Origin of the sequence: Curtobacterium flaccumfaciens, from assembly GCF_013359815.1 — a bacterium.
GTDB lineage: Bacteria > Actinomycetota > Actinomycetes > Actinomycetales > Microbacteriaceae > Curtobacterium > Curtobacterium flaccumfaciens.
Window position 1 is genome coordinate 433,703 of record NZ_JABMCF010000040.1, and the last position, 22,013, is coordinate 455,715.

Consider the following 22,013-nt stretch of genomic DNA (forward strand, 5'->3'; position numbering starts at 1 on the left):
CCGTTGGTTCCGGTGGTTCCGGTGGTTCCGTTGGTTCCGTTGGTTCCGTTGGTTCCGTTGGTTCCGCCGGTTCCGTCACCAGGCGTAGTCCTCCGGCGAGGTCTCGTGCCCCGGGAAGATCTCGTCAAGACGGTCCAGCGCACGCTGGTCGAGGCGGATGTCGACGGCACGGACCGCGGACTCCCACTGCTCCATCGTGCGGGGGCCGGTGATCGGCGCCGTGACGCCGGGCTGGTGCAGCAGCCAGGCGAGGGCCAGCTCGCCGGGCGTGTGGCCGAGCTCCTTCGCGAACGACTCGTACGACTGCAGCTGCTCGCGGTGCGCGTCGACGTACTCGGCGCTGCGGCCGGAGAGCCGACGGGAGCCGTTCTCGGTCTTCTCGATGACGCCGCCGAGCAGGCCGCCCTGCAGCGGCGACCAGGGGATCACGCCGAGGCCGTACGCGCGGGCGGCGGGCAGGACCTCGCGCTCGACGTCGCGGACCACGAGGTTGTAGATCGACTGCTCGCTGACCAGGCCGAAGGTGTTCCGGCGCTTCGCTGCCTCCTGCGCCTGGGCGATGTGCCACCCGGCGAAGTTCGACGAGCCGACGTACAGGACCTTGCCCTGCTGCACGGCGACGTCGATCGCCTGCCAGATCTCGTCCCACGGCGTCGCACGGTCGACGTGGTGGAACTGGTACAGGTCGATGTGGTCGGTCTGCAGCCGCTGCAGGCTCGCGTCGAGCGACTGCCGGATGTTCAGGGCGCTGAGCTTGCCGCCGTTCGGCCAGTCGGTCATCTCGCCGTAGACCTTCGTGGCGAGGACCGTCTTCTCGCGGCGACCGCCACCCTTGGCGAACCACCGTCCGATGATCTCCTCGGTGGCGCCCTTGCCCACCGAGCCGCCGTAGCCGTTGGCGGTGTCGAAGAAGTTGACGCCGAGCTCGTGGGCCCGGTCCATGATCGCGTGCGAGTCGTCCTCGCTGGTCTCCGGGCCGAAGTTCATCGTGCCGAGCACGGCGCGGGAGACGGACAGACCGGTGCGACCGAGGTGTGTGTACTCCATGAGACGGGTCTACTCGTGACGCGCTGGGGGCGCCAGGCCCTGGGAGTACCGGCCGGTGCTTGACGCCGGTCGGGGCTTGGCGCTCGTTGTGCTGGTCGGAGTAGTCAGGGTGGACCACTCGAGAGGAGCAGCCATGCCAGCCAAGGACGAGATCCCCAGCACCCTGCAGCGGTCCCCGGAGCACGCGCAGGAGATCTTCGAGAAGACACTGGACTCGGCGAACGAGACGTACGGCCCGGGCGAGCGCGCGCACCGAACCGCGTTCGCCGCCGTGAAGCACGAGTACGAGAAGGTCGGCGACCACTGGGAGGAGAAGGAGTCCTCCGGGCCGTCCGACTCCGGTGCCGCCGGTCCGCGTGGTGCTGGCTCGGGCTCATCCGGGAAGACCGAGGGCGGTGTCGACGCGAACGCCTCGAAGACGCACCTGATGGACGTCGCGAAGCGGCTCGACGTCAGCGGCCGCTCGAAGATGACGAAGGACGAGCTGGTCGAGGCGATCGGCAAGGCGAACAACCGCGCGACCGCTGCCGCGCGGAAGTGACCATGGGTGAGTGGGTGCCGTGCATGCCCCGCTCGGCATGCGGCGGTGGGGTGAGGGGGTAACGTGCCGACGATGAACATCCCAGCACTCCGCGGCAGCCGGATCCTCGGGTTCGGACACCACCAGCCCGAACGCGTCCTGACCAACGACGAGCTCTCGACGATGGTCGACACGAACGACGAGTGGATCCGCACTCGCACCGGGATCCAGACGCGTCGGATCGCCGGTCCAGACGACACCGTCACGTCGATGGCCATCGAGGCCGGACGCCGTGCCCTCGCCGACGCCGGGGTGTCGCCCTCGGCCGTCGGACTCGTCATCGTCGCCTCCACCACCCATCAGGACCGCGCCCCGTACACGGCAGGCCGCGTCGCCGCCGCACTGGGCATGACGAACGGCCCGGCGCCGATCGACATCAACACCGCGTGCAGCGGGTTCGAGTACGCGCTCGGGCTCGCCGACCAGTCCATCCGCACCGGTTCGGCCGACGTCGCGCTCGTCATCGGGTCCGAGGTGCTGTCCGGCATCGCCGACTGGACCGACCGGTCGACGTGCGTGCTCGTCGGTGACGGGGCCGGTGCCGCCGTGCTCGGGGTCGCCGAGACGCCCGAGATCGGCCCGGTGTCGTGGGGGAGCGTGCCGCACCTGCTCGACGCCGTGCGTGTCGAAGGGTCGCCGGGGCGCTTCAACCAGGAGGGCCGCTCGATCTACCGGTGGGCCATCACCGAGGCCGAGGGGCACGCCCGCAAGGTCGTCGAGGCCGCCGGGCTCACGATGGACGACATCGAGGTGTTCGCGTTCCACCAGGCGAACCTGCGGATCATCGAGCCGCTCGTCACCGCGCTCGGCGGGGAGTCGAAGTTCGTCATCCGGGACGTCGTCGAGTCCGGGAACACCTCGGCCGCCAGTGTGCCGCTCGGGCTCTCGAAGGCGTGGGAGCGTGGCGACCTCCCGGAGGGAGTGCCGGCCCTGCTGTTCGGGTTCGGTGGCGGGTTCGCCCACGCGGGGCAGGTCGTGACGACGCCGGTGCGGTCCTCCTAGCACGCAGCTGCACGAGGGCCCGGGTTCGGCTGCTCAGCAGCCGTGCCCGGGTTCCTCGTGGTCGTGGCGCCGGGCCCGTCTGGGTCGTTGCGACTAGCGCTTCGAGCGGGGGTCGTCCTGCCCCGGCTCGGTCCAGAGGTCCTGGTCCTTGCCCGCGCCGCGCTTCCACGGCAGGGCTCGCCGGGTCTTCTCGGCAGCCGGGGTGACCGTCAACACGATCGGGAACTCCGCCGGCGGCATGCCGAAACCCGTCCGCGACGCCTGGATCACCTTGCGACCAAGCGCGTGGTTGCCGAGGCCACCGACGGCTGCACCGATACCGAACGGCAGCGCACGTCCGAGGACGGAACCGCCCTGTCGGATGGCGAAGCGCTTGATGAACTGGTCACGGACCTGTCCACCGATGCCGTTGACGACCTGCTTCGGAAGCGAGGACGTCACCATCTCGCCCCAGAACGCGGTCCGGGCCTGCCCGCCGGCGGCCTGTCCGGCGAGCTGCTTGATGAGCTGCGTGCCCGGCGCACCGAGGATCATCGCCATCACCAGGGTGCGCGCGCGCTCCGGGTCGTCCAGCGCGATGCCGTGCACCTCGGTCACCGATTGTGCGAACAGCGCGGTGGTCTCCAGGAACCCGACCGTCTCGGCGCCGCTCAGTCCGAGCGCAGCGGCCATCCCGACTCCGGGGATCACCGCACTCGCACCGACCGCGGCGCCACCGGTCGTGACGGCGGCCAGGTACTGCCGCTCGAGGATCTGGATCACCTCGGCGGGGGTCGCGTCGGGCTTGCGGCGACGGATCGCGTTGACGTGCGCGACCACGACGGGGCGCTGCACACTGATGACCCGATCGAGCCACTTGGCCCAGCCCGAGGGCTGGACCTGCTGCGTTCGGGGGTCGGACATGGTGGGGGAGACCGGTGCGGTCGGCAGGGGCACGATCGACCGGTCCTTCGGGGCGCGGGCCATGCGATCACCGTACGCCGCACACGTGAGAGGCTCGCTGGATGGACACCGACCCCGCGCAGCGAGCCCGCGACGATACCCGTCGTGCAGCCGGGTTCCTGACCGTCCGGCAGGTGGCCGCCCTCGCACCCGAGGTCCGGGTGCTCGATCCGGCGTCCGTCCTGATCGGGGTGGGCGTGTCGGTCCTGCCCGGCGTGGTGCTGTACCCGTCCACGACGCTCGAGACCCGTCACGGTGGAGTGATCACGCTGGCTACCGGTGCCCGCTTGGGCCCCGGACCCGTGACCGTCGTGGCGTCTGCGGCGACCGTGCACATCGGGGAGGGCGCCGAACTCGGCCCGGGCCCCGTCACCGTCGTCGCGGACGGGTCCGACGTCGTGATCGGCGGTCGGGCTCGCCTGACGGCCGGATGTCTCGTCGAGGGGCCGGCGCGGATCGGTGTGGGCGCGCAGGTGCTCGGGCCGGTGTCCGTGCGCGACGTCGAGCTCGAGGACGGCGGCGACCACCGGGAACCCGACCCGGACCACCGCGGCGGCGTGGTGAAGGGCACCGGGCCGGTCCGTGGGGTGCGCGTGGGGCTCGGCGAGGTCGTGGTCGGCGGTGTGACGCACACGGGGGCATCGTCCGGTCTGCCGACGGTCGAGCGTCAGCGCATGTACCACCCGGATGCGCCACGGCGCCCGCGCTGATCGTCCGGCACGCACCCTCAGCACGGGACACCCGCACGCCGGAGGGCGGCCCGCACCCGGTCGGGGTGCATCACGTCGGCCCACGAGAGCCGCACGACCGCCCGGACCTCGGGGAACGACCGGATGAAGTCCTCACGCCGCTTCTCGCGCCAGTGCGCGTCCGCGGTGGAGCGCCCGTTGAGCAGCACCGGGTCCTCGTACTTCGCGCGGCCGTCGATCTCCACCACGACGCCCTGGTCCGGGAACCAGAAGTCCACGACCGCCGTGGCCGATCCGGCCCGGGCGAACACGTGCTGCTGCACCGGCTCCGGCACCCCGAGCTCCCGGAAGCGGACTCGGCACACCGACTCCGCAGGTGACCCCGACAGCTCCGACCCCATCCCCACCGCGATCCCCGCCTTCGTCCGGGCGAAGGCCAGCGATGTGAGTTCCGCGTCCAGCGCCTCACGGTCGGCGAGCCGCCGGGAGAGCACGGCATCGACGACGGGGAGTGCTTCGAGCAAGGAGCGCGTCGCAGCGACGTCGATGGCGGTCCTCGCGGCCGTCGTCGTGGGGGTCGCCTGCTGATCGACGAGGACTGCGGGTGGTCGCCCCTGTGCACCGTGCCGGACGAACCACGCCGTGACACGCGTGTGCGTCGTGGTCGGATCGGCGAGGTGCACCTTGGGTGGGGCGGTCCCGATCAACGGGAGTCCGAGGACCGCGCACGCGGACTGGTGTGAGACGACATCGGTCGCTCGGAGTCGGTGCGCCGAGGCCCGGACGAGCACGTGGTGCTGCTCACCGGGGTGCAACCCGTCGAGTGCATCCGGGCGGACGAGGACGCCGGGGCGGAGGCGTTCGTACCGTCCGCGGCGGACATCGCGCTCGAGCGCGCGGCGTTCAGCGGAGGTCGCACCCGTCGTGCGGATCAGTTCGACGTCGTTCGCTCTGGACATGGCACCAGGCTCGCCGAACCTCGTGGCCCAGCTCTCGCCATCGCCCAATCTGTGGAGAGCCGGGCGGCGACGACGACCTGTGCAGGACTGATCAGCTGCAATGCGCGTGCATCTTGCGACGATCCACGCGTCGAACGACTCGTGTCTTGTCGTCACATGCACACGCAACCTCTGCGTGTAGATCTTCCGACGATCCACGCCGTGAACGACTGGTGGAATGTCGCAGAACGGGTGCGAAGCAGCCGCGCCCGCGCTACACCCGCGCGAGCTCCGCCCGCAGCGGCAGGTCCTGCTCCTCGAGGATGACCTGCGCGCCCACGGCCGTCCGGGCGTTCACGACGATCGGCGCGAGCAGGTTGACCGTGGTGCCGGACGCACCGGGGTTCGCGACCACGAGCAGCATCGCGTCGGCGGGGTCGGTCAGCCCGAGCCCGGCGGCCTGCTCGTCGGTGAGCTCCGGCGCGTACGACGGCAGGTGCACCGCGGCGTCGAGCAGGAACAGCCGTGCGTCGTCGCCGACGAGCGTGAAGAGCCCCTCGGCGCCGTCGACCGGCGACAGCTCGAAGGTCGCGGCGGGGGCGAGCCCGAACGGCGGGACGGCGAAGGCCAGGGAGATGCTCATCGGAGGTAGTCCATCAGGGTCGGCTGCAGGACCTTCGCGGTGACGGCGAGGGCTGCCTGGTAGTTGGTCTGCTGCACCTGCAGGTCGAGGACGGCCTTGGCGAGGTCGACGTCCTCGATGTCGGCGCGACGGCTCTCGAGCGAGACGGTCGCCGACTTCAGCGAGTCCTGCGCCGTGAGCGCGGCGGCGTGCCGGATCCCGACGTCGGCCTGGGCGCCGCGGACGGTCCCGAGTGCGCCGTCCACGTCGTTGATCCGAGCGTTCACGTTCACCCCGTTCTGCAGGTCGTTGACGATGGAGTCGATCACCGCGAACACCGAGTCGTCGCCGGACCCGAAGACCGCGGTGCCGGCGGTGTCGACGCGCACGGTCGTGCCGTCACCGACCCGCCGGGACACGTCGGTGCCGGCGGCCGCCCAGCCCGTGGCGGGGTCGTAGGCAGCAGCGGCGGTCGAGGATCCCGCGAACACCGAGCGGGTGCCGTAGGTGGTGTTGGCCCGCGCCTCGAGGTCCGCCTTGAGCGACCGGAACTGCGTGACGAAGGCATCGCGGTTCGTGTCGCTCATGGTGCCGGAGTTCGCGGCCTGCACCGTGAGGTCGCGGACGCTGTTGAGCACCGAGTAGACGCTCGACAGCGCACTGTCGGTGGTCGCGAGCCAGGCCGCGGCGTCGTTCGCGTTCCGCGAGTACTGCGCCGCAGCGGCCTGCTCCTTGCGCACCTGCATCGACGACGCGGTGCCGACCGGGTCGTCCGAGGGCTTCTGGATCGCACGCAGCGTCGTGGCCTGGTCGGTGAGCTCGGCGACCCGCGCGGCACCGGCCTGCAGCCGGGCCGACGCGGCCGCCATCGACATCTGGGTGGTCACACGGGTGATCACGATCAGCCCCTCCCGACGAGTCCGACGCGGTTGATGATGGTGTCGAGCATCTCGTCGACCGCGGTCAGGACGCGCGCCGCGCCCTGGTACGCGTGCTGGTAGCTCAGCAGGTTGACGTTCTCCTCGTCGAGGTCGACGCCGGCGCTCGACTGCTGCTGGGTGCGTGCGTTGGTGAGCGCGAGTCCGGTCATCGTGGATTCCGACGTCGCCGACCTGGAGGCGGTGCCCACCCCCGCCACGAACGTCGCCCAGACCTGGTCGGCACCGTCCGACGACGCCCCGAGTCGCGCGAGCGCGTCGGCGAACGAGTCGTCGAGTTCCCCCGCCGCGTTCCGCGTCGCCAGCCCACTGGCGTCCGTGGGGACGACGCCGAGTGCCTGGGCGGCGGGGACGCCGGCCGCCAGGGAGAAGAAGGGTGCGCCGGTGGTGCCGGCCGGGGTGGTCCCGGCGGCGTGCAGGGCGTTCACGGTGGTGGCGAGTCGCGTGGCCACGGCGTCGTAGGACGCGGAGGCCTCGGCGAGTGCGCCGCCGGTACCGGTGCCGGACGCCGGCGCGAGGACCGCGAGGGCGCCGCCGATGGAGCCGCCGCTCAGCCCGACCGCCCCGGCCGTGCCGGTGGTCCAGGTCAGGGTGACGGCGGTGCCGTCGGCGAGACGCTCGCCGCCGCCGAGCGCGACCGAGCGGGCGTCGGTGCCCTGCACGAGCGGGTTGCCGCCGAGGAGCACGTCGACCGTGCCGTCGGCGTTCGTCCGGGTGGTGCCGCCGGCGAGCGTGGCGATCTGCTGCGTGAGCTGGTCGCGCTGGTCGAGCAGCTCGTTGGCGGTGCCGCCCGAGGCGAGCGCGGTGCGGATCCGGCCGTTCAGGTCGGCGACCTGCTCCGCGGCGCCGTTCAGCTGGGCGACCTGCCCGGTCAGGGTGCCGCGCACCGAGGACCACTGCGCGTCGACGGCCTTCGAGCCGGCGGCCAGGGCGGTGACGACGGTACCGGCGGCCCCGAGCACGGCGCTGGCGGCACCCGGGTCGTCGGGGTGGCTGGCGAGCTCGCTCCAGGACGACCAGAACGCGTCGAGCTTGGCGCTCAGGCCGTCCTTGCCGGGCTCGTGCAACCCGGTCTCGAGGGCGGACAGCGCCGTGGCGCGGGCGTCGGCGTAGGCGGACGAACCGGCGGCGACGCGGACGCCGGCGTCGAGCGTCAGGGACGCCAGGCGGGCGATGCCGTCGACCGAGACGCCCTGGCCGGCGAGGGCCGCGGTGCCCCGCATGAACCCGGTCTGGGTCGCGGGGATCGAGTTCTGCGTGACGCGCTGCCGCGTGTACCCGGCGGTGCCGGCGTTCGCGATGTTCTGGCCGGTGACGTCGATGCCGGCACGGGCGGCGGCGAGGCCCGAGTACGCGGTCGCGAGGGATCCGAAGGTGCTGACCACGGTGCTACAGCGTCCCCTCGAACAGGCGGGCGCCGTCCTGGCCTGCGCCGGACGTGCCACTGGCGTCGTAGGTGGCGGCACCGGTGACGGTCCCCGCCAGGGTCTCCTCGGTGGCCTGGGCGGCGGCACGGAGGAACCGGTCGTTCTCGTCGCGCAGGGCGCCGATCTGGGTGGTCAGCTCGACCATCGCGGTGAGGTGCGACGACAGGATCTCGCCCCACGGCCCGTTCGGTGCCGCGGCGACGACGTCGCGCAGGGGAGCGTCGGCGGGGACGCCCCACTCCTCGGCGACCTCGGCGCTCTGTGCGGCGCGTTCGAGACCGGTGCTGCGGAGCCGATCGAGGACCTGCTCGACCTCGCGGCTGGCGTGCGACACCCAGCGGGAGCGGCCCGCGGTGAGCAGGAGCTGCTCCTCCTCGAGCTTGAAGGTGAGCAGTTCGAGCAGCTCGCGTTCGCGCCAGAGCACGGCGGACAGGTCGTTCACGCTCATCAGCTCCTCCCAGGTGGTGGTTCGTCGGGGTGGCCCCCGGTCCGTCATCCTGCGGACACCGGGACCTATCGACTCGGTGACCGCGACCGTAAGCCCCGGCGACCGAGTGCCGTCACCCGTACTCGTCGACGCTGTGACCCGATGACCCCCGTCGGGGGACAAGAACGACCGTTCCCGACCCCGGGTCCCCCCAAATGCCGACCGGAAACGGGGCCTGACACCCCCGCACTGGGGACGGTTGTGCACCTGTTCAGCGCATTGCCAGCCGATACATTCAGAACGCACCCCGGGGGACACCCGGAACCGCTCGGGAACGACGCGGGGTGCACCGCTCGGAGGGACCCGGGCGGGTCTTCGGCGTACGCACCGGCCATCCGAGGCCGGCGTCCGTCGCGCCCACGGACGGGTGAGCCGACACACGTCAGGTCGACCAGGGGAACAACATGGACCGCACCGAACGCAACGCGATGATCGTGGAGCACCTCCCGCTCGTGGGCTACATCGTGGCCGACGTCCGCTCCCGGGCGACGCACCTGGACCGCGACGACCTCGCCGCCGTCGGGTCCCTCGCACTCGTCGCAGCCGCCGAGGCGTTCGACCCGACCCTCGGTGTGCCGTTCGGTGCCTACGCCCGCACCCGGATCGCTGGCGCGCTGGCGGACGACATGCGCTCGGCCGACTGGGCGTCCCGCGGCACCCGGAAGCGGATCCGCGAGACCCTCGCCACGCAGGAGGCCCTGTCCGCGCGCCTCGGCCGGAGCGTCGGTGCGCAGGAGATCGCCGATGCCATGGGCGTCGACAAGCAGACCGCCGTCGACGCCATGAGCGACGCCGCCCGCACCGTCGCGCCGCTCGACGAGACCGTGCACGACCTCGTCGCCGCGGACCTGCCGCTCCCCGGGGACGACCTGCTCGAGACCGAGAAGCGCCGGTACCTCCGCGCCGCGGTCGAGGCCCTGCCGGAGCGGATGCGCTTCATCGTCGAGGCCGTCTACTTCGGCGACCGCTCGGTCACCGACGTCGCCGCCGAGCTCGGCATCACGCACTCGGCCGTCTCGCAGCAGCGCTCCGAGGCGATGCGCCTGCTCCACGACGGTCTCGCCGCCCACTACGGCGACGGCACCACCGTCGAGCCCGCGAGCCGCACCACCGCGGCCCGCCGCAGCGCCTACCTCGCCCGTGTCGCCACGAACGCCGCCGCCGGTGTCGCACGTGCCGTGCACGACGCCGCAGCAGGACCGGCCGTCGCGGCGAGTTGAGACGTCGGCGGAAACTTCTCCGCCGATCCCCTAACGACTCCCGGCAACCGGTCGAGAGTCATCCATGTCAGCCCACGGACGGGCCGACGCACGACCCACATTCACGGAGGAAACCACCATGGGTATGTCCATCAACACCAACCTCTCGGCACTCAACACGTACCGGAACCTGAACTCGACGCAGAACGACCTGTCGAAGTCCCTCGAGAAGCTCTCGAGCGGCCTCCGCATCAACCGTGCTGCCGACGACGCGTCCGGTCTGACGATCTCCGAGGGGCTGAAGTCCCAGGTCGGTGGCCTCACGGTCGCCGCCCGCAACGCGCAGGACGGCATCTCCGTCGTGCAGACCGCTGAAGGTGGCCTCACCGAGACCCACTCGATCCTCCAGCGCATGCGCGACCTGGCCGTCCAGGCCGGCAACGACTCGAACAACGCGGACTCCCGCACGGCGATCACCACCGAGGTCGGCGAGCTCACCAAGGAGCTCACCCGCATCTCGGCGTCGACCAACTTCAACGGCATCAACCTGCTCGACGGCTCCGCCGGCGCCGCAGGCGTCCTGAAGTTCCAGGTCGGCGCGAACGGCGACGCGGCGAGCCAGATCGACGTGGACCTGTCGAAGTCGAACGTGGAGTCCGTGTCGACCGCGGTCGGCGCGCTCACCTTCGACTCGGCGACGAACGCTCAGGCTGCCATCACCGCGATCGACGAGCAGATCAAGTACGTCTCCGCCGCCCGTTCGAGCATCGGTGCAGTCCAGAACCGCTTCGACCACGCCATCAACGTGACGAACGTGGCCAAGGAGAACCTCACCGCTGCCTCCTCGCGCATCACCGACGTCGACATGGCGGAGGAGATGGTCAAGTACACGCGCGACAACATCCTCAGCCAGGCCGGCACCTCGATGCTCGCGCAGGCGAACCAGAGCACCCAGGGCGTGCTCTCGCTCCTGCGCTAGCCATCACGTGGTCCGCCCTCCGGGCCCCTTCGGGCGCGGAGGGCGAACCTCGCCGTCCTGACCACCTCCACGACGCCAGGGAGTGTCGACGATGTCCTCGTCCGTGTCATCGAGCACCAGCCTCGCGATCGACGGTCTGGTCAGCGGTCTCAAGACGACCGACCTCATCAACTCGCTGATGAGCGTCGAGGGGGTCCCGCAGACCCTGCTCAAGAACAAGCTCACCACCACCAACTCGTTCATCTCGTCACTGCAGACGCTCAACGGGTTGATCCAGGGGCTCGCCACGAAGGCCGCGGACGCCGCGAAGGCCTCGTCGCTCGACCTCTTCGCCGCGACGAGCACCGCGTCGAGCGTCACCGCGGTCACCGGTACCGGAGCGACCGCGGGCTCCATCAGCTTCACCGTCGGATCGACCGCCTCGGCCCAGGTCGGGGTGACGGCCGCGATGTCGACGTGGTCGACCGGTGCGCAGCCGATCACGATCGTCGGCGCGGACGGGAAGTCCACCACCGTGACGCCGGCGTCCGGCTCGCTCGACGACGCCGTGTCCGCCCTGAACAAGTCCGGTGCGGGCGTCACCGCGACGAAGGTCTCCGCCGGCACCGACGCCGACGGCACCAAGCTCTACCGCCTGCAGCTCACGTCCGCCACGACCGGGGCGGCAGGCGGGTTCCAGGTGTACCGGGGCGGCGCGGACGAGGTGGCAGCGGGCACCGCGACGAACGTCCTCACCGAGACCGGTGCCGCCGTCGTCACCGCGGCGACCGACGCCAGCGTCACCCTCTGGGCCGGCACCGCCGCCGCGCAGACGGTCACGAGCGCCACGAACACCTTCACCGGTCTCGTCCCCGGGGTCGATGTGACCGTCTCGAAGGCCACCACCGAGCCCGTCACCGTAACGGTCGCGCAAGACACCACCAAGGCCCAGTCCGTGGCCTCCGGGCTCGTCGACGCCATGAACGCGATCGCGGCCTACTACAAGACGAACACCGCGGTGTCGAGCTCGACCAGCGCGACGTCCGGCACCACGACGACGAAGGCCGGCGTCCTGCTCGGCGACGGTGCGTCCCGCGACGCCGTGCAGCGGCTCACGAGCACGATGTCCGCCCCGGTCGACGGCAAGTCCCCGTCGACGATCGGCATCGTGATCACGAAGGACGGCACGTTCACCTTCGACCCCGAGGTCTTCCAGAAGGCCCTCGCCACGGACCCGAAGGCCACCCAGGCGATGCTCTCCGGGGTCGCCGCGAACGTCGGCGCCGCGGCCACCGCTGCGTCCGACAAGTACGACGGCTCGGTCACCACGTCCATCACCGGGCAGCAGGCCGTCGCCAAGGACCTCACCACCCAGATCGACAGCTGGACCGACCGGCTGGCGATGCGCCGGGCCTCGCTGCAGACCCTCTACTCATCCCTCGAGACCAGCCTCAGCAAGCTCCAGTCGCAGTCGAGCTGGCTCGCCAGCCAGCTCGCATCGACGTCGAGCTGACGGGAACGACCATGACCTTCGACTTCCAGGCAGCGGCCTTCCGCCAGGCCGCCCAGCCGCGCACCGTCACCGACCAGCGCCGTGCCCAGTACACGAACGAGGCCGTGCTGTCGGCGACGCCGGCCCAGCTCGTGACGATGCTCTACGACCGGCTGCTGCTCGACCTGCACCGTGCCGAGGCCGCGCAGGTCGCCGCCGACTGGGAGGCTGCCCGCGAGCAGCTCCTGCACGCCCAGGCGATCGTCGGCGAGCTCTCGAGCACGCTCCGGATCGACGTCTGGGACGGCGGCGAGGGCCTGCTCGCCGTCTACAACTACGCCTCCACCTCGCTCATCACGGCGAACGTGCACCGCGACGTGCAGGCCACCCGCGACTGCATCCGGATCCTCGAACCGCTGCGGCAGTCGTGGCACGAGGCAGCCGCGTCGCTGCCCGCGACGCCCGCCACGCAGCAGCCGACCGGGGGAGCCCTCGGTGTCGCCTGAGCCGTCCGCAGAGCTGTCGCCTGAGCCGTCCGACGGACGAGCCGCATGGGAGGCCCTGCTCACCTCCCTGGAGCACGACGCCGCCGGGCAGGCGGCCGACTCCACGGCCGTGGCCGGGTGGTCGGAGCCGGCCGGGCTGGGACCGCTGCCGCGTGACCTGGTGGGACGGGCCTCCCGGCTGCTCGCCGCGCAGCGGGACCGCATGACCGTGCTCGAGGCGGACCGCCGCTCGACGCTGGAGCACCTCGGTGCCCTGCGCGCCGTCGACGCCACGCGCGAGCCCCGCGGGTCCGTGTACCTCGACGCTTCCGCCTGACCCGCGCCCCCGAGCGACGATGTCGTCGTCGTACGACGGCGACCCTGTCGCTTGCGCGCGCGTGCAACTGTCCGCGTCCGCAACCTGCAGCGTCTGCACGGAGCGACGATGTCGCCGTTGTACGACGGCGCCCCTGTCGCTCGTGAGCGGGTGCAACTGCCGGCGCGCGCGACCTGCGACGTCGTCGTTGTCGTACGACATCGACTCCGTCGCTTCCGCGCGCGGACAACTGGTGGCGCGTGCACGGGGCGACGATGTCGTCGTCGTACGACGGCGACGGTGTCGCTCCCGCGCGCGTGCAACTACCGGCGCGCGCAACGGGCGACACCGACCCGCACCCGCACCCCGCAGCGCCGCAGCCCGCACCGCCCCCCGTTCGGGGCGACGTCTAACGCGGCGGACGACGGGCTCCGATAGCGCCACTCGAGCACGGATCGCTCACCAGTTCGGCCAGGGATCGGCCACCACCGCACGGCGACGTCGCACCGACGACGCCTGACGAGGGGACCCCCGTGTTCGATTCCGTGACGAGCGTCGCGCTGCAGAGCGCACTCGACGGCCTGTCGATGCGCCAGAAGGTGATCGCGAACAACATCGCGAACATCAACACGACGAACTACCACGCCGAGAAGGTCCAGTTCGAGGACGCCCTGGCGAAGTCGATCGTGGACGGCGACGGCGCCACCACGCCGACGATGGCGCGCAGCCTCGAGCCGACGAACACGAACGGCAACAACGTCAACCTCGACGAGGAGACGCTGTCGAACATCGACACCGTGCTGCGGTACCAGTTCGCCACGCAGGCGATGAACTCCGAGCTCACCAGCGTCCGTGCGGCGATGCGGACGAACTCGTGACGACCTTCGACGCGATCGGCATCGCGAGCACCGGCCTGACCGTGCACCGGAAGTGGCTCGACGCCGTCTCGGACAACATCGCGAACGCGAACACCGTGAAGTCCATGGACGACACTGCGTTCCAGGCACGGTACGTCGAGGTGCAGGAGGGCGCCGGCGTCTCCGGCGCCTACGTCAAGGGCGCCGCGTTCGGCAGCGCCGCCGGCCGGGTGACCTACGACCCGGACAACCCGCTCGCGAACGAGGAGGGCTACGTCCGCATGCCCGACATCGACCTCGGCACGCAGATGGCGGACCTCATCATGGCCCAGCGCGGCTACCAGGCGAACGCCGCCGTGGTCGACCGTGCCAAGACCGCCTACGAGGCGGCACTGCAGATCGGGAAGAACTGATGCCCATCGACGCCGTGAACGGTGTGACCACCAACGCGATGACGAACGCCCTGACGAGTGTGTCGGGGACGTCCAGCGACAGCACGAACGCGACCGGTGCTGCCGGCGCGACGACCGACGGCAGCGGGTTCGCCGCGAGCCTCGGCAACGCCGTCGACGGGCTGCAGTCGCTGCAGAGCGACTCGAAGACCCTCGCGCTCAAGGCCGTGACCGGCAACCTCGACGACATCCACGACGCCACGATCGCCGCCACCCGCGCGCAGGTCACGCTCGAGCTCGTCTCCGCCGTCCGCAACAAGGGCGTCGACGCCTTCAACGAGATCATGAGGATGCAGGCCTGATGCCCGTCGCCGTCAAGAACGTCTTCGCGCGCCTCAGCGCCTACGTGCAGGGCTTCTCCGCCGCCCAGCGCACCATCGCGATCCTGGCGATCGCGGCGCTCGTGCTCGGTGGGATCGCCCTCGCGTCCTGGCTCGGCAAGGCGTCCTACGCGCCGCTCTTCACCGGGCTCGCCGCGGCCGACGCGAGCTCCATCACGGACCAGCTGCAGACCGACGGCGTGCCGTTCCAGCTCACCGACGGCGGCGCGACGATCCTCGTGCCGCAGGCGCAGGTCTACTCGGAGCGGCTCAAGGCGGCGTCGAACGGCCTGCCGTCGTCGAACGAGGGCGGCTACTCGCTGCTCGACAAGATGGGCGTGACGAGCTCGGAGTTCCAGCAGGACGTCACCTACAAGCGCGCGATGGAGGGCGAGCTCGCCAAGACCATCGGCGCGATGGACGGCGTGCAGACCGCCACCGTGCAGCTCGCGATCCCGGAGAAGTCGGTGTTCGTCTCCGAGGAGAAGGACCCGACCGCGTCGGTGTTCATCGCGACCGACAACGGCGCGCAGCTCAGCACCGACCAGGTGCAGGCCATCGTGCACCTGACGAGCGCCTCGGTCGAGGGCATGCAGCCCACCGACGTCTCGGTCGTCGACGCGAAGGGTCAGACCCTGTCCGCCGTCGGCACCGGTGCGACCGGGAGCGGCGCGGACCAGGCCGCCGACTACGACGCGGCGACGAGCAAGAAGATCCAGGACCTGCTCGACACGACGCTCGGCGTCGGCAACGCGACCGTTGTGGTATCCGGGACGATGAACCAGGAGTCCGGCACCCGGACGTCCGAGAGCTACACGAGCCCGACCTCGGGTCCGGTCGCACTGAACGAGTCGAGCACCACCGAGGAGTACGGCGCCGGCTCCGGCGCGGGGAGCGGCGCGACGGGGGTCCTCGGTCCGGATAACATCGCCGTTCCGAACGGCACCGCGACGAGCGGCGCCGGCGACGACGGGTACAAGAACGAGTCGGCGACGAAGAACAACGCCGTCGACCACACCACCGAGACCACGCAGATCCCCTCGGGCGGGCTCGACCGGCAGACCATCTCGGTCGCGCTGAACTCGAAGGCCGACGCCGTGCAGAACGCGAACCTGCAGAGCATCAACGACCTGGTGTCCGCCGCCGCCGGGGTCGACCAGGACCGTGGCGACCAGGTCAAGGTCGCGATGATGGACTTCGACACGAGCGCCTCCGACCAGGCCGCCAAGGCCCTGGAAGCCCAGCAGAAGGCCGACCAGCAGGAAGCACTGTGGTCGTCGATCCGCACCGCCGGCATCGTGATCGGCATCGTCCTCGCAGTCATCGCGATCATGTTCTTCGTCGCCCGCCGCAACCGGAAGCAGGAGCGCGAGGCCGTCGACCTCGGCGAGCTCGACGCCTTCGCCGGTGAGACGTTCCAGCTGCCGCTCGCGATGGACGGCGTCGACGACCGGGCCACGCTCGGTGCCGGTGACGCCCCGACCGCCGTGCTGTCGGCGATGCCCGCCGGCGACGCCCCCACCGAGGTGCTGACGACCGAGGAGATCACGGCCGAGCGCCGCCGTCAGGACATCTCCGCCCTGGCCGAGCGCGACCCGAAGCGCACCGCCGAGCTCCTGCGCGGGCTCCTGGACGACCGGGCACCGGTGTGAGCGCGCTCACGCCGAGCCCCGGCGGCGGCTCCGGTCCGAGCGACCGTGCCCTGACCGGTGCGCAGAAGGTCGCGCTCATCCTCATGCAGATGGAGACCGACCGCGCCGCCGAGGTGATGAAGCAGTTCACCGAGATGGAGGCCGAGGAGATCTCCGCCGAGATCGTCCGGATGCGCCGCGTCGAGGACACCGTCGTCGATGAGACGCTGTCGGAGTTCCACCGGATCACGATGAGCGGCCGGCTGCAGAAGCGCGGCGGCAAGGAGACCGCCCTCGGGCTGCTCGAGGCGTCGTTCGGCGCCGAGCGGGCCGCCGGCGTGATGGACCGTCTGGCCTCGAACCTCGCCGGCCAGTCGTTCGACTTCCTCGACGACGCCGAACCCGGCCAGGTCATCTCCCTGCTCGAGGGCGAGCTGCCGCAGACGATCGCCCTCGTGCTCGCCCACCTGGGCCCCGGGCAGGCCAGTGCCGTGCTCGCCGGGATCGACGAGCGCGTCCGCACCGACGTCGCCCAGGCCTTCGCCACCATGGGCAGCGCGACCCCCGAGGCCGTCGGCATCGTCGCCGGTGTGCTGCGCCAGCGCGCCGGGGCCGTCGTGTCGCCGCGCGAGAGCGTCGAGGTCGTCGGTGGCATCGCGCCCCTGGTCGACATCATCAACCGCTCGGACGTCGCCACCGAGAAGGCCGTGCTCGAGGGACTCGAAGCCCGCGACCCGGAGCTCGCCGAGGACATCCGCTCCCGCATGTTGACCTTCGAGGACATCGTGAAGCTCGAGTCCCGCGACATCCAGCAGGTGCTGCGCGGCATCGACTCGAAGATCCTCGCGACCGCCATGAAGGGCGCAGCCGGGCCGGTCGTCGAGACCATCCGCGCGAACGTGTCCGAGCGCAACCGCGAGCTGCTCGACGACGAACTGCAGGCCATGGGCCCGGTCCGCGTCTCGCAGGTCGAGGAAGCCCGCGCCGAGGTCGTCCGCTCCGTGCGCGAGCTCGAGGCCCAGGGCGTCGTCACCGTGCACCGCGCCGAGGAGGACGAGCTCGTTGACTGACACCGTCGTGCACCGCGTCGCCTTCCCGGTGCTCGCCGATCCCGCCGGACGCGAGCGTGCGTCGAGCGCGGACGTCCGCGGGCACGCGGCCGGGTACACCGCCGGCCTGCGGGCCGCGCAGGCCGAGACCGACGCCCTGCGCGCCCGGCTCGAGGCCGAGCACGCCGCGCGGATCACCGCGCTGCAGGCCGACACGGCCCGCCGGATCGCGGTCCTCGACGCCGCCACGAACGCCATGCTGTCCACGGTCGCACCCGTCCTGGCGGACGCCGAGGCGTCGGTCGCGAGTGCGGCAGTCGACCTGGCCGAGGCCATCGTCGGCAACGTGGTCCGCGCCTCCAGGCCCGCACACGATGCGACCGTCGCCGACGGACCGGGCAGCCGGGAGGCCCGGATCGCGTCCGGCGCCGAGGCCACCGTCCGGCGGGTGCTCGCGTCCGTCGACCGCACGGTCCCGGTGGCCGTCCGGCTCAGCCCGGCGGACGCCGCGCGCGTCGCCGGCCTCGACCTGCCGGTGCCGGTCGTCGCCGACGGCGCCCTGCGCGACGGCGACGCCGTCGTCGACCTGCCGGACGGCATGCTCGACGCGCGCATCGCCACGGCGCTCGACCGCGCCCGCACCGCCCTCGGTGTCGACGCGACGGGAGCCGACCGGTGACCGCCACGCTGCTCCGTCCGCGCGGTCTCGACGAGGCGCTCCTGCGGGCCGCCCCCCAGCGGGTCGGTGTCGTCACGAGCGCCGTCGGCCTGGGGCTGACGATCGCCGGGCTCGACGCCCGCGTCGGCGAGGTCGTCACGGTCGGTGCCGAGGACGGCGAACAGACCGCGGTCGAGGTCGTCGCCACCGATGCCTCGGGCGTCCGCTGCATGCCGCTCGGCCGCCTGACCGGCGTGACCGCGGGCACCCCGGCGCGTCCGACCGGCGGCCCGGTGCTCGTGCCGACCGGATCCGGTCTGTTCGGCCGCGTGCTCGACGGACTCGGCCGACCGATCGACGACCGCGGCCCGCTCGAGGGCCCCGGCGGCGAACCGGTCACCTGGGTCCCGCTCGACCACGACACCCCGAGCGCGATGGCCCGGACCCGCATCGACACCCCGATGCAGCTCGGCGTCCGCGTGCTCGACACCCTGACCACCGTCGGCCGCGGGCAGCGCATGGGCCTGTTCGCCGGGTCCGGTGTGGGCAAGTCGTCGCTGCTGTCGATGATCGCGCGCGGGAGCGACGCGGCCGTCAACGTCATCGCCCTGGTGGGGGAGCGCGGCCGTGAGGTGCGCGAGTTCCTGGAGGACGACCTGGGACCGGAGGGGCTCGCCCGCTCGATCGTCGTCGTGTCGACCTCCGACGAGCCGGCGCTCATGCGCCTGCGCGCCGCGTTCGTGGCCACCCGCATCGCGGAGTCGTTCCGCGATGCCGGGCAGGACGTCGTGCTCATGATGGACTCGCTCACCCGCGTCGCGATGGCGCAGCGCGAGATCGGGCTGTCGGTCGGAGAGCCCCCGGCCACCCGGGGCTACCCGCCGTCGACGTTCTCGGTGCTCGCCGGACTGCTCGAGCGCGCCGGGACCGACCGCGTCGGCAGCATCACGGGCATGTACACCGTGCTCGTCGACGGCGACGACCACAACGAGCCGATCGCCGACGCCGCTCGCAGCATCCTGGACGGCCACGTCGTGCTCGACCGCAAGCTCGCGATCACCGGGCACTTCCCGTCGGTCGACGCCCTCGGCTCGGTGTCCCGCGTCGCCTCGAAGGTCACCCGACCCGAGCAGCGTGCCGCCGCCACCGTGCTGCGGAAGGTGATGGCCGCCCGTGCCGGTGCCCAGGACCTGCTCGACGTCGGTGCGTACCAGCGCGGGTCGAACCCGCTCGTGGACGCCGCCGTCGACCACCAGGGATCGATCGACGCGTTCCTGCGCCAGGGCATGGACGAGCGGGCCACGGCCGACGCGTCCTGGCAGCGCCTCGGCGGCCTCGTGCAGCAGCTGGGGGTGTCGTGATGGCCCGCCGTTTCCCGCTCGCCGGGCTCCTGCGCCTGCGCCACACCGAACAGGACCGTGCCGCCGCGACGCTGGCCACCGCGAACGAGCGCGTCCGGGATGCCGCCGACGCCCGGATCGCCGCACGCCGCAGCCTCGCCGACAGCGAGGACGCCCAGCCGATCCAGGACGCCGCCACCCTGAGCGCCGTCGCCGCAGCCCGTGCCGCGACCCGCGGGATGCTCGAGGAGCTCGACGCCGTGGTGCAGAACCGCCGTGCCGACGCCGACCGGGCGCAGCAGGACTACACCGCCGCCCGTCGCGCCGCCGTCGGCCTCGAGAAGCTCGAGGGCAAGCACACCGAGCAGCAGGCGGCCGAGGAACTCCGGACCGAACAGAACGCCCTCGACGAGATCGCGGCACGACGCCGCACGGAAGGTGGTGCCCGATGAGCGTCGAAGCGGTGCTCTCCCGGATCTCGGAGATCCGGTCCCAGATCGACACGCTGCGCGGCGGGACGGCCACGGCTGCCCCGAGCGCGTCCGCCACCAGCGGTACCGCGGGGTCCTCGGCCTTCGCCGATGCCCTCGCCACCGCCGACGGCACGACCGGCGCGGCGAGCGCTGCCGGTGCCACCGCCGCAGCGACCCCGACGGGCACCCGTGCCCCGGCGACCTCGGTCGACGCCGGCGCCGGCACCCTCGCCACCGGCAGCGGTGCGACCGGCGCCGACGTGGTGGCCGACGCGAAGAAGTACCTCGGCGTCCCGTACGTGTTCGGCGGGGAGACGACCGCTGGCATGGACTGCTCGGGCCTGGTGCAGACGGTCTTCAAGGACCTCGGGGTCACGATGCCCCGGGTCGTGCCGGACCAGGCGAAGATGGGCGTCGAGGTCGGCTCCCTGAAGGACGCGCAGCCCGGCGACCTGATCATCCCGAAGGGCGAGGGCCACGTCGTCATCTACGTCGGCGACGGCAAGGTGCTGCACGCGCCGCGCCCCGGCAAGGACGTCCGGATCGTCGACAACTGGTACTCCGACGGCGACATCGCGACCATCCGCCGGATCGTCCCCGCACAGGCGGCCCCGTCGGCCGTCACCGCGCCGACCGCCTCGGCAGCGCGTTCCGCGACCGACCTGCAGACCGCCGCGCTGCTGTCCATGATGCAGTCCGGGAGTGCCGCATGAGCCTGACCATCGCCACCCAGCCGTCCGTGCCCACCGCACCGGGCTCCACCCGGGGTGGATCGTCCGACCCCGCGGCTGCCGGGTCCTTCGGTGCGGCACTGACCGCCGCCGTCGCGACCGAGCGGCGCCCCGGCGACGGAGCTGCCGGGCGGGACGACACCGAGGGCCGGACGGCGGACGGGTCGGCTGCGACGCCGGGCACCGGTGCCACGCCGTCCGCGTCCGCGTCTGCGTCGGACCAGTCGGTGCCCGCGACCGAGGCAGCGCCCGTCGACGCGCAGGCGCTGCTCACCGCCGGACTCGTGGCCGTGGCCGCACCGATCGCTCCGGCCAGCCGCACCGCCGAGACGCCCGCCCGCGACCCACACGCCGTCGTGGCCGCAGGGGTGACCGCCGGAACGACCAACACCACGACCACGACACCGCCGTCGGTGGAGGGGGCCACCTCGACGCCGGTCCCGTCGACCCCGGCGCCGACGACCGCTCCCACAATGGCGACCCCGCAGCAGGCACCGGCGTCGGGCGCGGCACGGGGAACCGCTGCCGCAGCGACGACGGGCACGGCGACCACCGCCGCGACGACCCCCGCCGTGACACCCGCCGGCACCGCGTCTCCGGTCGCTGCCGCGACGACCGTCGCCGGCGCAACCCCCGCGACGACCGCTGCGTCGACGACCACGGCCGCGACCGACCCGGCGACCACTGCCCCGACGGCCGCTGCCGCGATCGCGGCCCCCGCCGCCTCCCGCACCGCCGACGGCGACACCGCCACCGTGACCCCTGCTCAGGCGCCGGTCGTGGCGGCCGCCGCCCCGGCAGCCGGCACCGGCTCCCGAGCCGGCCACGGGACGGAGCAGCAGGCGTCGACGCCGGGTGATCCGGGCCTCCCGGCCGTCGCCCCCAGCCGTGGTGGCGAGACGCCGTTCGTCATGTCGACGACGCCGACCGCCGCGCCCGCCGCGGCGACCGCGCCGGCCCCGGCACCGCTCGCCCAGCAGCTGGCGCGACCGGTGTTCTCGCTCGCGCAGGCCGGCCCCGGCGAGCACGTCGTCACGGTGCAGGTCGTGCCGGACAGCCTCGGCCCGGTCACGGTCCGCGCGCACGTCACCGCGCACGGCATGCACGTCGAGCTGTTCGCCGCGTCGGACGCCGGCCGCGAGGCCGTCCGCCAGGTCCTGCCGGACCTGCGGCGCGACGCGGCCGGCACCGGTGTGAGCACCACGCTCGACCTGTCGTCGCAGAACCAGCCGCAGGACGCGCCGGGTCGCGACGAGCGCCCGGCCGTACGTTCGCTGCCTGGCGACCCCGGCCTGGAGGCGCGGGTCACCCCGCGCACGCAGCCCACCGCCCACACGCCCTCCATCCGCACCGCGGGACTCGACGTCCTCGCCTGATCCG

25 protein-coding genes are annotated in these 22,013 nt (G+C 72.3%); 18 read left to right on the forward strand and 7 right to left on the reverse strand.

What is annotated here, in order from left to right; all coding sequences use genetic code 11:
- Window positions 1-75: 75 nt before the first annotated feature.
- Entirely contained in the window at window positions 76-1,047 is a 972-nt protein-coding gene (locus tag HP445_RS15790) for an aldo/keto reductase (protein ID WP_128779832.1), read from the reverse strand.
- A gap of 133 nt (window positions 1,048-1,180) precedes the next feature.
- Between HP445_RS15790 and HP445_RS15795 the strand changes: the two genes are divergently transcribed.
- Together HP445_RS15795 and HP445_RS15800 are read left to right on the forward strand one after the other, a co-directional pair.
- The gene (locus HP445_RS15795) at window positions 1,181-1,588 is read left to right on the forward strand and encodes a ChaB family protein (protein WP_128779833.1); all 408 of its coding nucleotides are present in this window, start codon (window positions 1,181-1,183) and stop codon (window positions 1,586-1,588) included.
- Between the two features lie 72 nt (window positions 1,589-1,660).
- On the forward strand, window positions 1,661-2,629 hold the full coding sequence (locus HP445_RS15800) for a beta-ketoacyl-ACP synthase III (RefSeq protein WP_128779834.1): 969 nt from the start codon (window positions 1,661-1,663) through the stop codon (window positions 2,627-2,629).
- Window positions 2,630-2,722: 93 nt separating this feature from the next.
- On the opposite strand, the gene HP445_RS15805 is transcribed toward HP445_RS15800, so the two are convergent.
- Window positions 2,723-3,595, reverse strand: a complete 873-nt coding sequence (locus tag HP445_RS15805; RefSeq protein WP_175330826.1) for a hypothetical protein — start codon at window positions 3,593-3,595, stop codon at window positions 2,723-2,725.
- 38 nt (window positions 3,596-3,633) lie between these two features.
- Between HP445_RS15805 and HP445_RS15810 the strand changes: the two genes are divergently transcribed.
- A complete protein-coding gene (locus HP445_RS15810; protein WP_128779835.1) occupies window positions 3,634-4,281 on the forward strand; it encodes a hypothetical protein in 648 nt (215 codons plus the stop codon).
- Window positions 4,282-4,298: 17 nt separating this feature from the next.
- Here the strand turns inward: HP445_RS15810 and HP445_RS15815 are convergent, their stop codons facing one another.
- The 5 genes from HP445_RS15815 to HP445_RS15835 all read right to left on the reverse strand — a co-directional run bounded on the left by HP445_RS15815 (window position 4,299) and on the right by HP445_RS15835 (window position 8,633).
- Window positions 4,299-5,219: a hypothetical protein gene (locus HP445_RS15815; RefSeq protein WP_128779836.1), complete on the reverse strand. Its 921-nt coding sequence runs from the start codon at window positions 5,217-5,219 to the stop codon at window positions 4,299-4,301.
- Between the two features lie 253 nt (window positions 5,220-5,472).
- The gene (fliW, locus tag HP445_RS15820; RefSeq protein WP_128779837.1) at window positions 5,473-5,841 is read right to left on the reverse strand and encodes a flagellar assembly protein FliW; all 369 of its coding nucleotides are present in this window, start codon (window positions 5,839-5,841) and stop codon (window positions 5,473-5,475) included.
- A complete protein-coding gene (gene flgL / locus HP445_RS15825) occupies window positions 5,838-6,719 on the reverse strand; it encodes a flagellar hook-associated protein FlgL (protein ID WP_128779838.1) in 882 nt (293 codons plus the stop codon). Before flgL ends, fliW begins: the two co-directional genes overlap by 4 nt.
- A 2-nt stretch (window positions 6,720-6,721) precedes the next feature.
- Window positions 6,722-8,143 (reverse strand): flagellar hook-associated protein FlgK, encoded by a 1,422-nt coding sequence (gene flgK, locus HP445_RS15830; RefSeq protein ID WP_128779839.1) that lies wholly within the window; start codon window positions 8,141-8,143, stop codon window positions 6,722-6,724.
- Window positions 8,144-8,147: 4 nt separating this feature from the next.
- Complete coding sequence (locus HP445_RS15835; protein ID WP_071403931.1) at window positions 8,148-8,633, reverse strand: flagellar protein FlgN; 486 nt, start codon at window positions 8,631-8,633, stop codon at window positions 8,148-8,150.
- Between the two features lie 443 nt (window positions 8,634-9,076).
- Here HP445_RS15835 and HP445_RS15840 point away from each other — a divergent pair, with 443 nt between their 5' ends.
- From HP445_RS15840 to HP445_RS15910, 15 genes are all read left to right on the forward strand, one after another.
- A complete protein-coding gene (locus tag HP445_RS15840; protein ID WP_111030012.1) occupies window positions 9,077-9,892 on the forward strand; it encodes a sigma-70 family RNA polymerase sigma factor in 816 nt (271 codons plus the stop codon).
- Window positions 9,893-10,010: 118 nt separating this feature from the next.
- Complete coding sequence (locus HP445_RS15845) at window positions 10,011-10,850, forward strand: flagellin N-terminal helical domain-containing protein (RefSeq protein ID WP_071403929.1); 840 nt, start codon at window positions 10,011-10,013, stop codon at window positions 10,848-10,850.
- Between the two features lie 103 nt (window positions 10,851-10,953).
- Window positions 10,954-12,342, forward strand: a complete 1,389-nt coding sequence (gene fliD, locus HP445_RS15850) for a flagellar filament capping protein FliD (protein WP_241660354.1) — start codon at window positions 10,954-10,956, stop codon at window positions 12,340-12,342.
- A gap of 11 nt (window positions 12,343-12,353) precedes the next feature.
- Complete coding sequence (gene fliS / locus HP445_RS15855; RefSeq protein WP_084740422.1) at window positions 12,354-12,827, forward strand: flagellar export chaperone FliS; 474 nt, start codon at window positions 12,354-12,356, stop codon at window positions 12,825-12,827.
- Entirely contained in the window at window positions 12,817-13,143 is a 327-nt protein-coding gene (locus tag HP445_RS15860) for a hypothetical protein (protein WP_071403928.1), read from the forward strand. Before fliS ends, HP445_RS15860 begins: the two co-directional genes overlap by 11 nt.
- 512 nt (window positions 13,144-13,655) lie before the next feature.
- Entirely contained in the window at window positions 13,656-14,000 is a 345-nt protein-coding gene (locus tag HP445_RS15865; RefSeq protein ID WP_017886135.1) for a flagellar basal body protein, read from the forward strand.
- A complete protein-coding gene (locus HP445_RS15870) occupies window positions 13,997-14,392 on the forward strand; it encodes a flagellar basal body rod protein FlgC (protein WP_017886136.1) in 396 nt (131 codons plus the stop codon). The genes HP445_RS15865 and HP445_RS15870 overlap by 4 nt, the downstream gene beginning before the upstream one ends.
- Window positions 14,392-14,733, forward strand: coding sequence for a flagellar hook-basal body complex protein FliE (gene fliE / locus HP445_RS15875; RefSeq protein ID WP_027465513.1), 342 nt, complete (start codon window positions 14,392-14,394; stop codon window positions 14,731-14,733). The genes HP445_RS15870 and fliE overlap by 1 nt, the downstream gene beginning before the upstream one ends.
- Window positions 14,733-16,403: a flagellar basal-body MS-ring/collar protein FliF gene (fliF, locus tag HP445_RS15880; protein ID WP_128779841.1), complete on the forward strand. Its 1,671-nt coding sequence runs from the start codon at window positions 14,733-14,735 to the stop codon at window positions 16,401-16,403. Before fliE ends, fliF begins: the two co-directional genes overlap by 1 nt.
- On the forward strand, window positions 16,400-17,452 hold the full coding sequence (fliG, locus tag HP445_RS15885) for a flagellar motor switch protein FliG (RefSeq protein ID WP_128779842.1): 1,053 nt from the start codon (window positions 16,400-16,402) through the stop codon (window positions 17,450-17,452). The genes fliF and fliG overlap by 4 nt, the downstream gene beginning before the upstream one ends.
- Window positions 17,445-18,110: a FliH/SctL family protein gene (locus tag HP445_RS15890; protein ID WP_128779843.1), complete on the forward strand. Its 666-nt coding sequence runs from the start codon at window positions 17,445-17,447 to the stop codon at window positions 18,108-18,110. The genes fliG and HP445_RS15890 overlap by 8 nt, the downstream gene beginning before the upstream one ends.
- Window positions 18,107-19,450 (forward strand): FliI/YscN family ATPase, encoded by a 1,344-nt coding sequence (locus tag HP445_RS15895; RefSeq protein ID WP_128779844.1) that lies wholly within the window; start codon window positions 18,107-18,109, stop codon window positions 19,448-19,450. Before HP445_RS15890 ends, HP445_RS15895 begins: the two co-directional genes overlap by 4 nt.
- Entirely contained in the window at window positions 19,450-19,881 is a 432-nt protein-coding gene (locus HP445_RS15900; protein WP_071403924.1) for a flagellar FliJ family protein, read from the forward strand. The genes HP445_RS15895 and HP445_RS15900 overlap by 1 nt, the downstream gene beginning before the upstream one ends.
- The gene (locus HP445_RS15905; protein ID WP_128779845.1) at window positions 19,878-20,615 is read left to right on the forward strand and encodes a C40 family peptidase; all 738 of its coding nucleotides are present in this window, start codon (window positions 19,878-19,880) and stop codon (window positions 20,613-20,615) included. The genes HP445_RS15900 and HP445_RS15905 overlap by 4 nt, the downstream gene beginning before the upstream one ends.
- Window positions 20,612-22,009 carry a flagellar hook-length control protein FliK gene (locus HP445_RS15910; RefSeq protein ID WP_128779846.1) on the forward strand — a complete coding sequence of 466 codons (1,398 nt, stop codon included), beginning with the start codon at window positions 20,612-20,614 and terminating at the stop codon, window positions 22,007-22,009. Before HP445_RS15905 ends, HP445_RS15910 begins: the two co-directional genes overlap by 4 nt.
- Window positions 22,010-22,013: the final 4 nt, after the last annotated feature.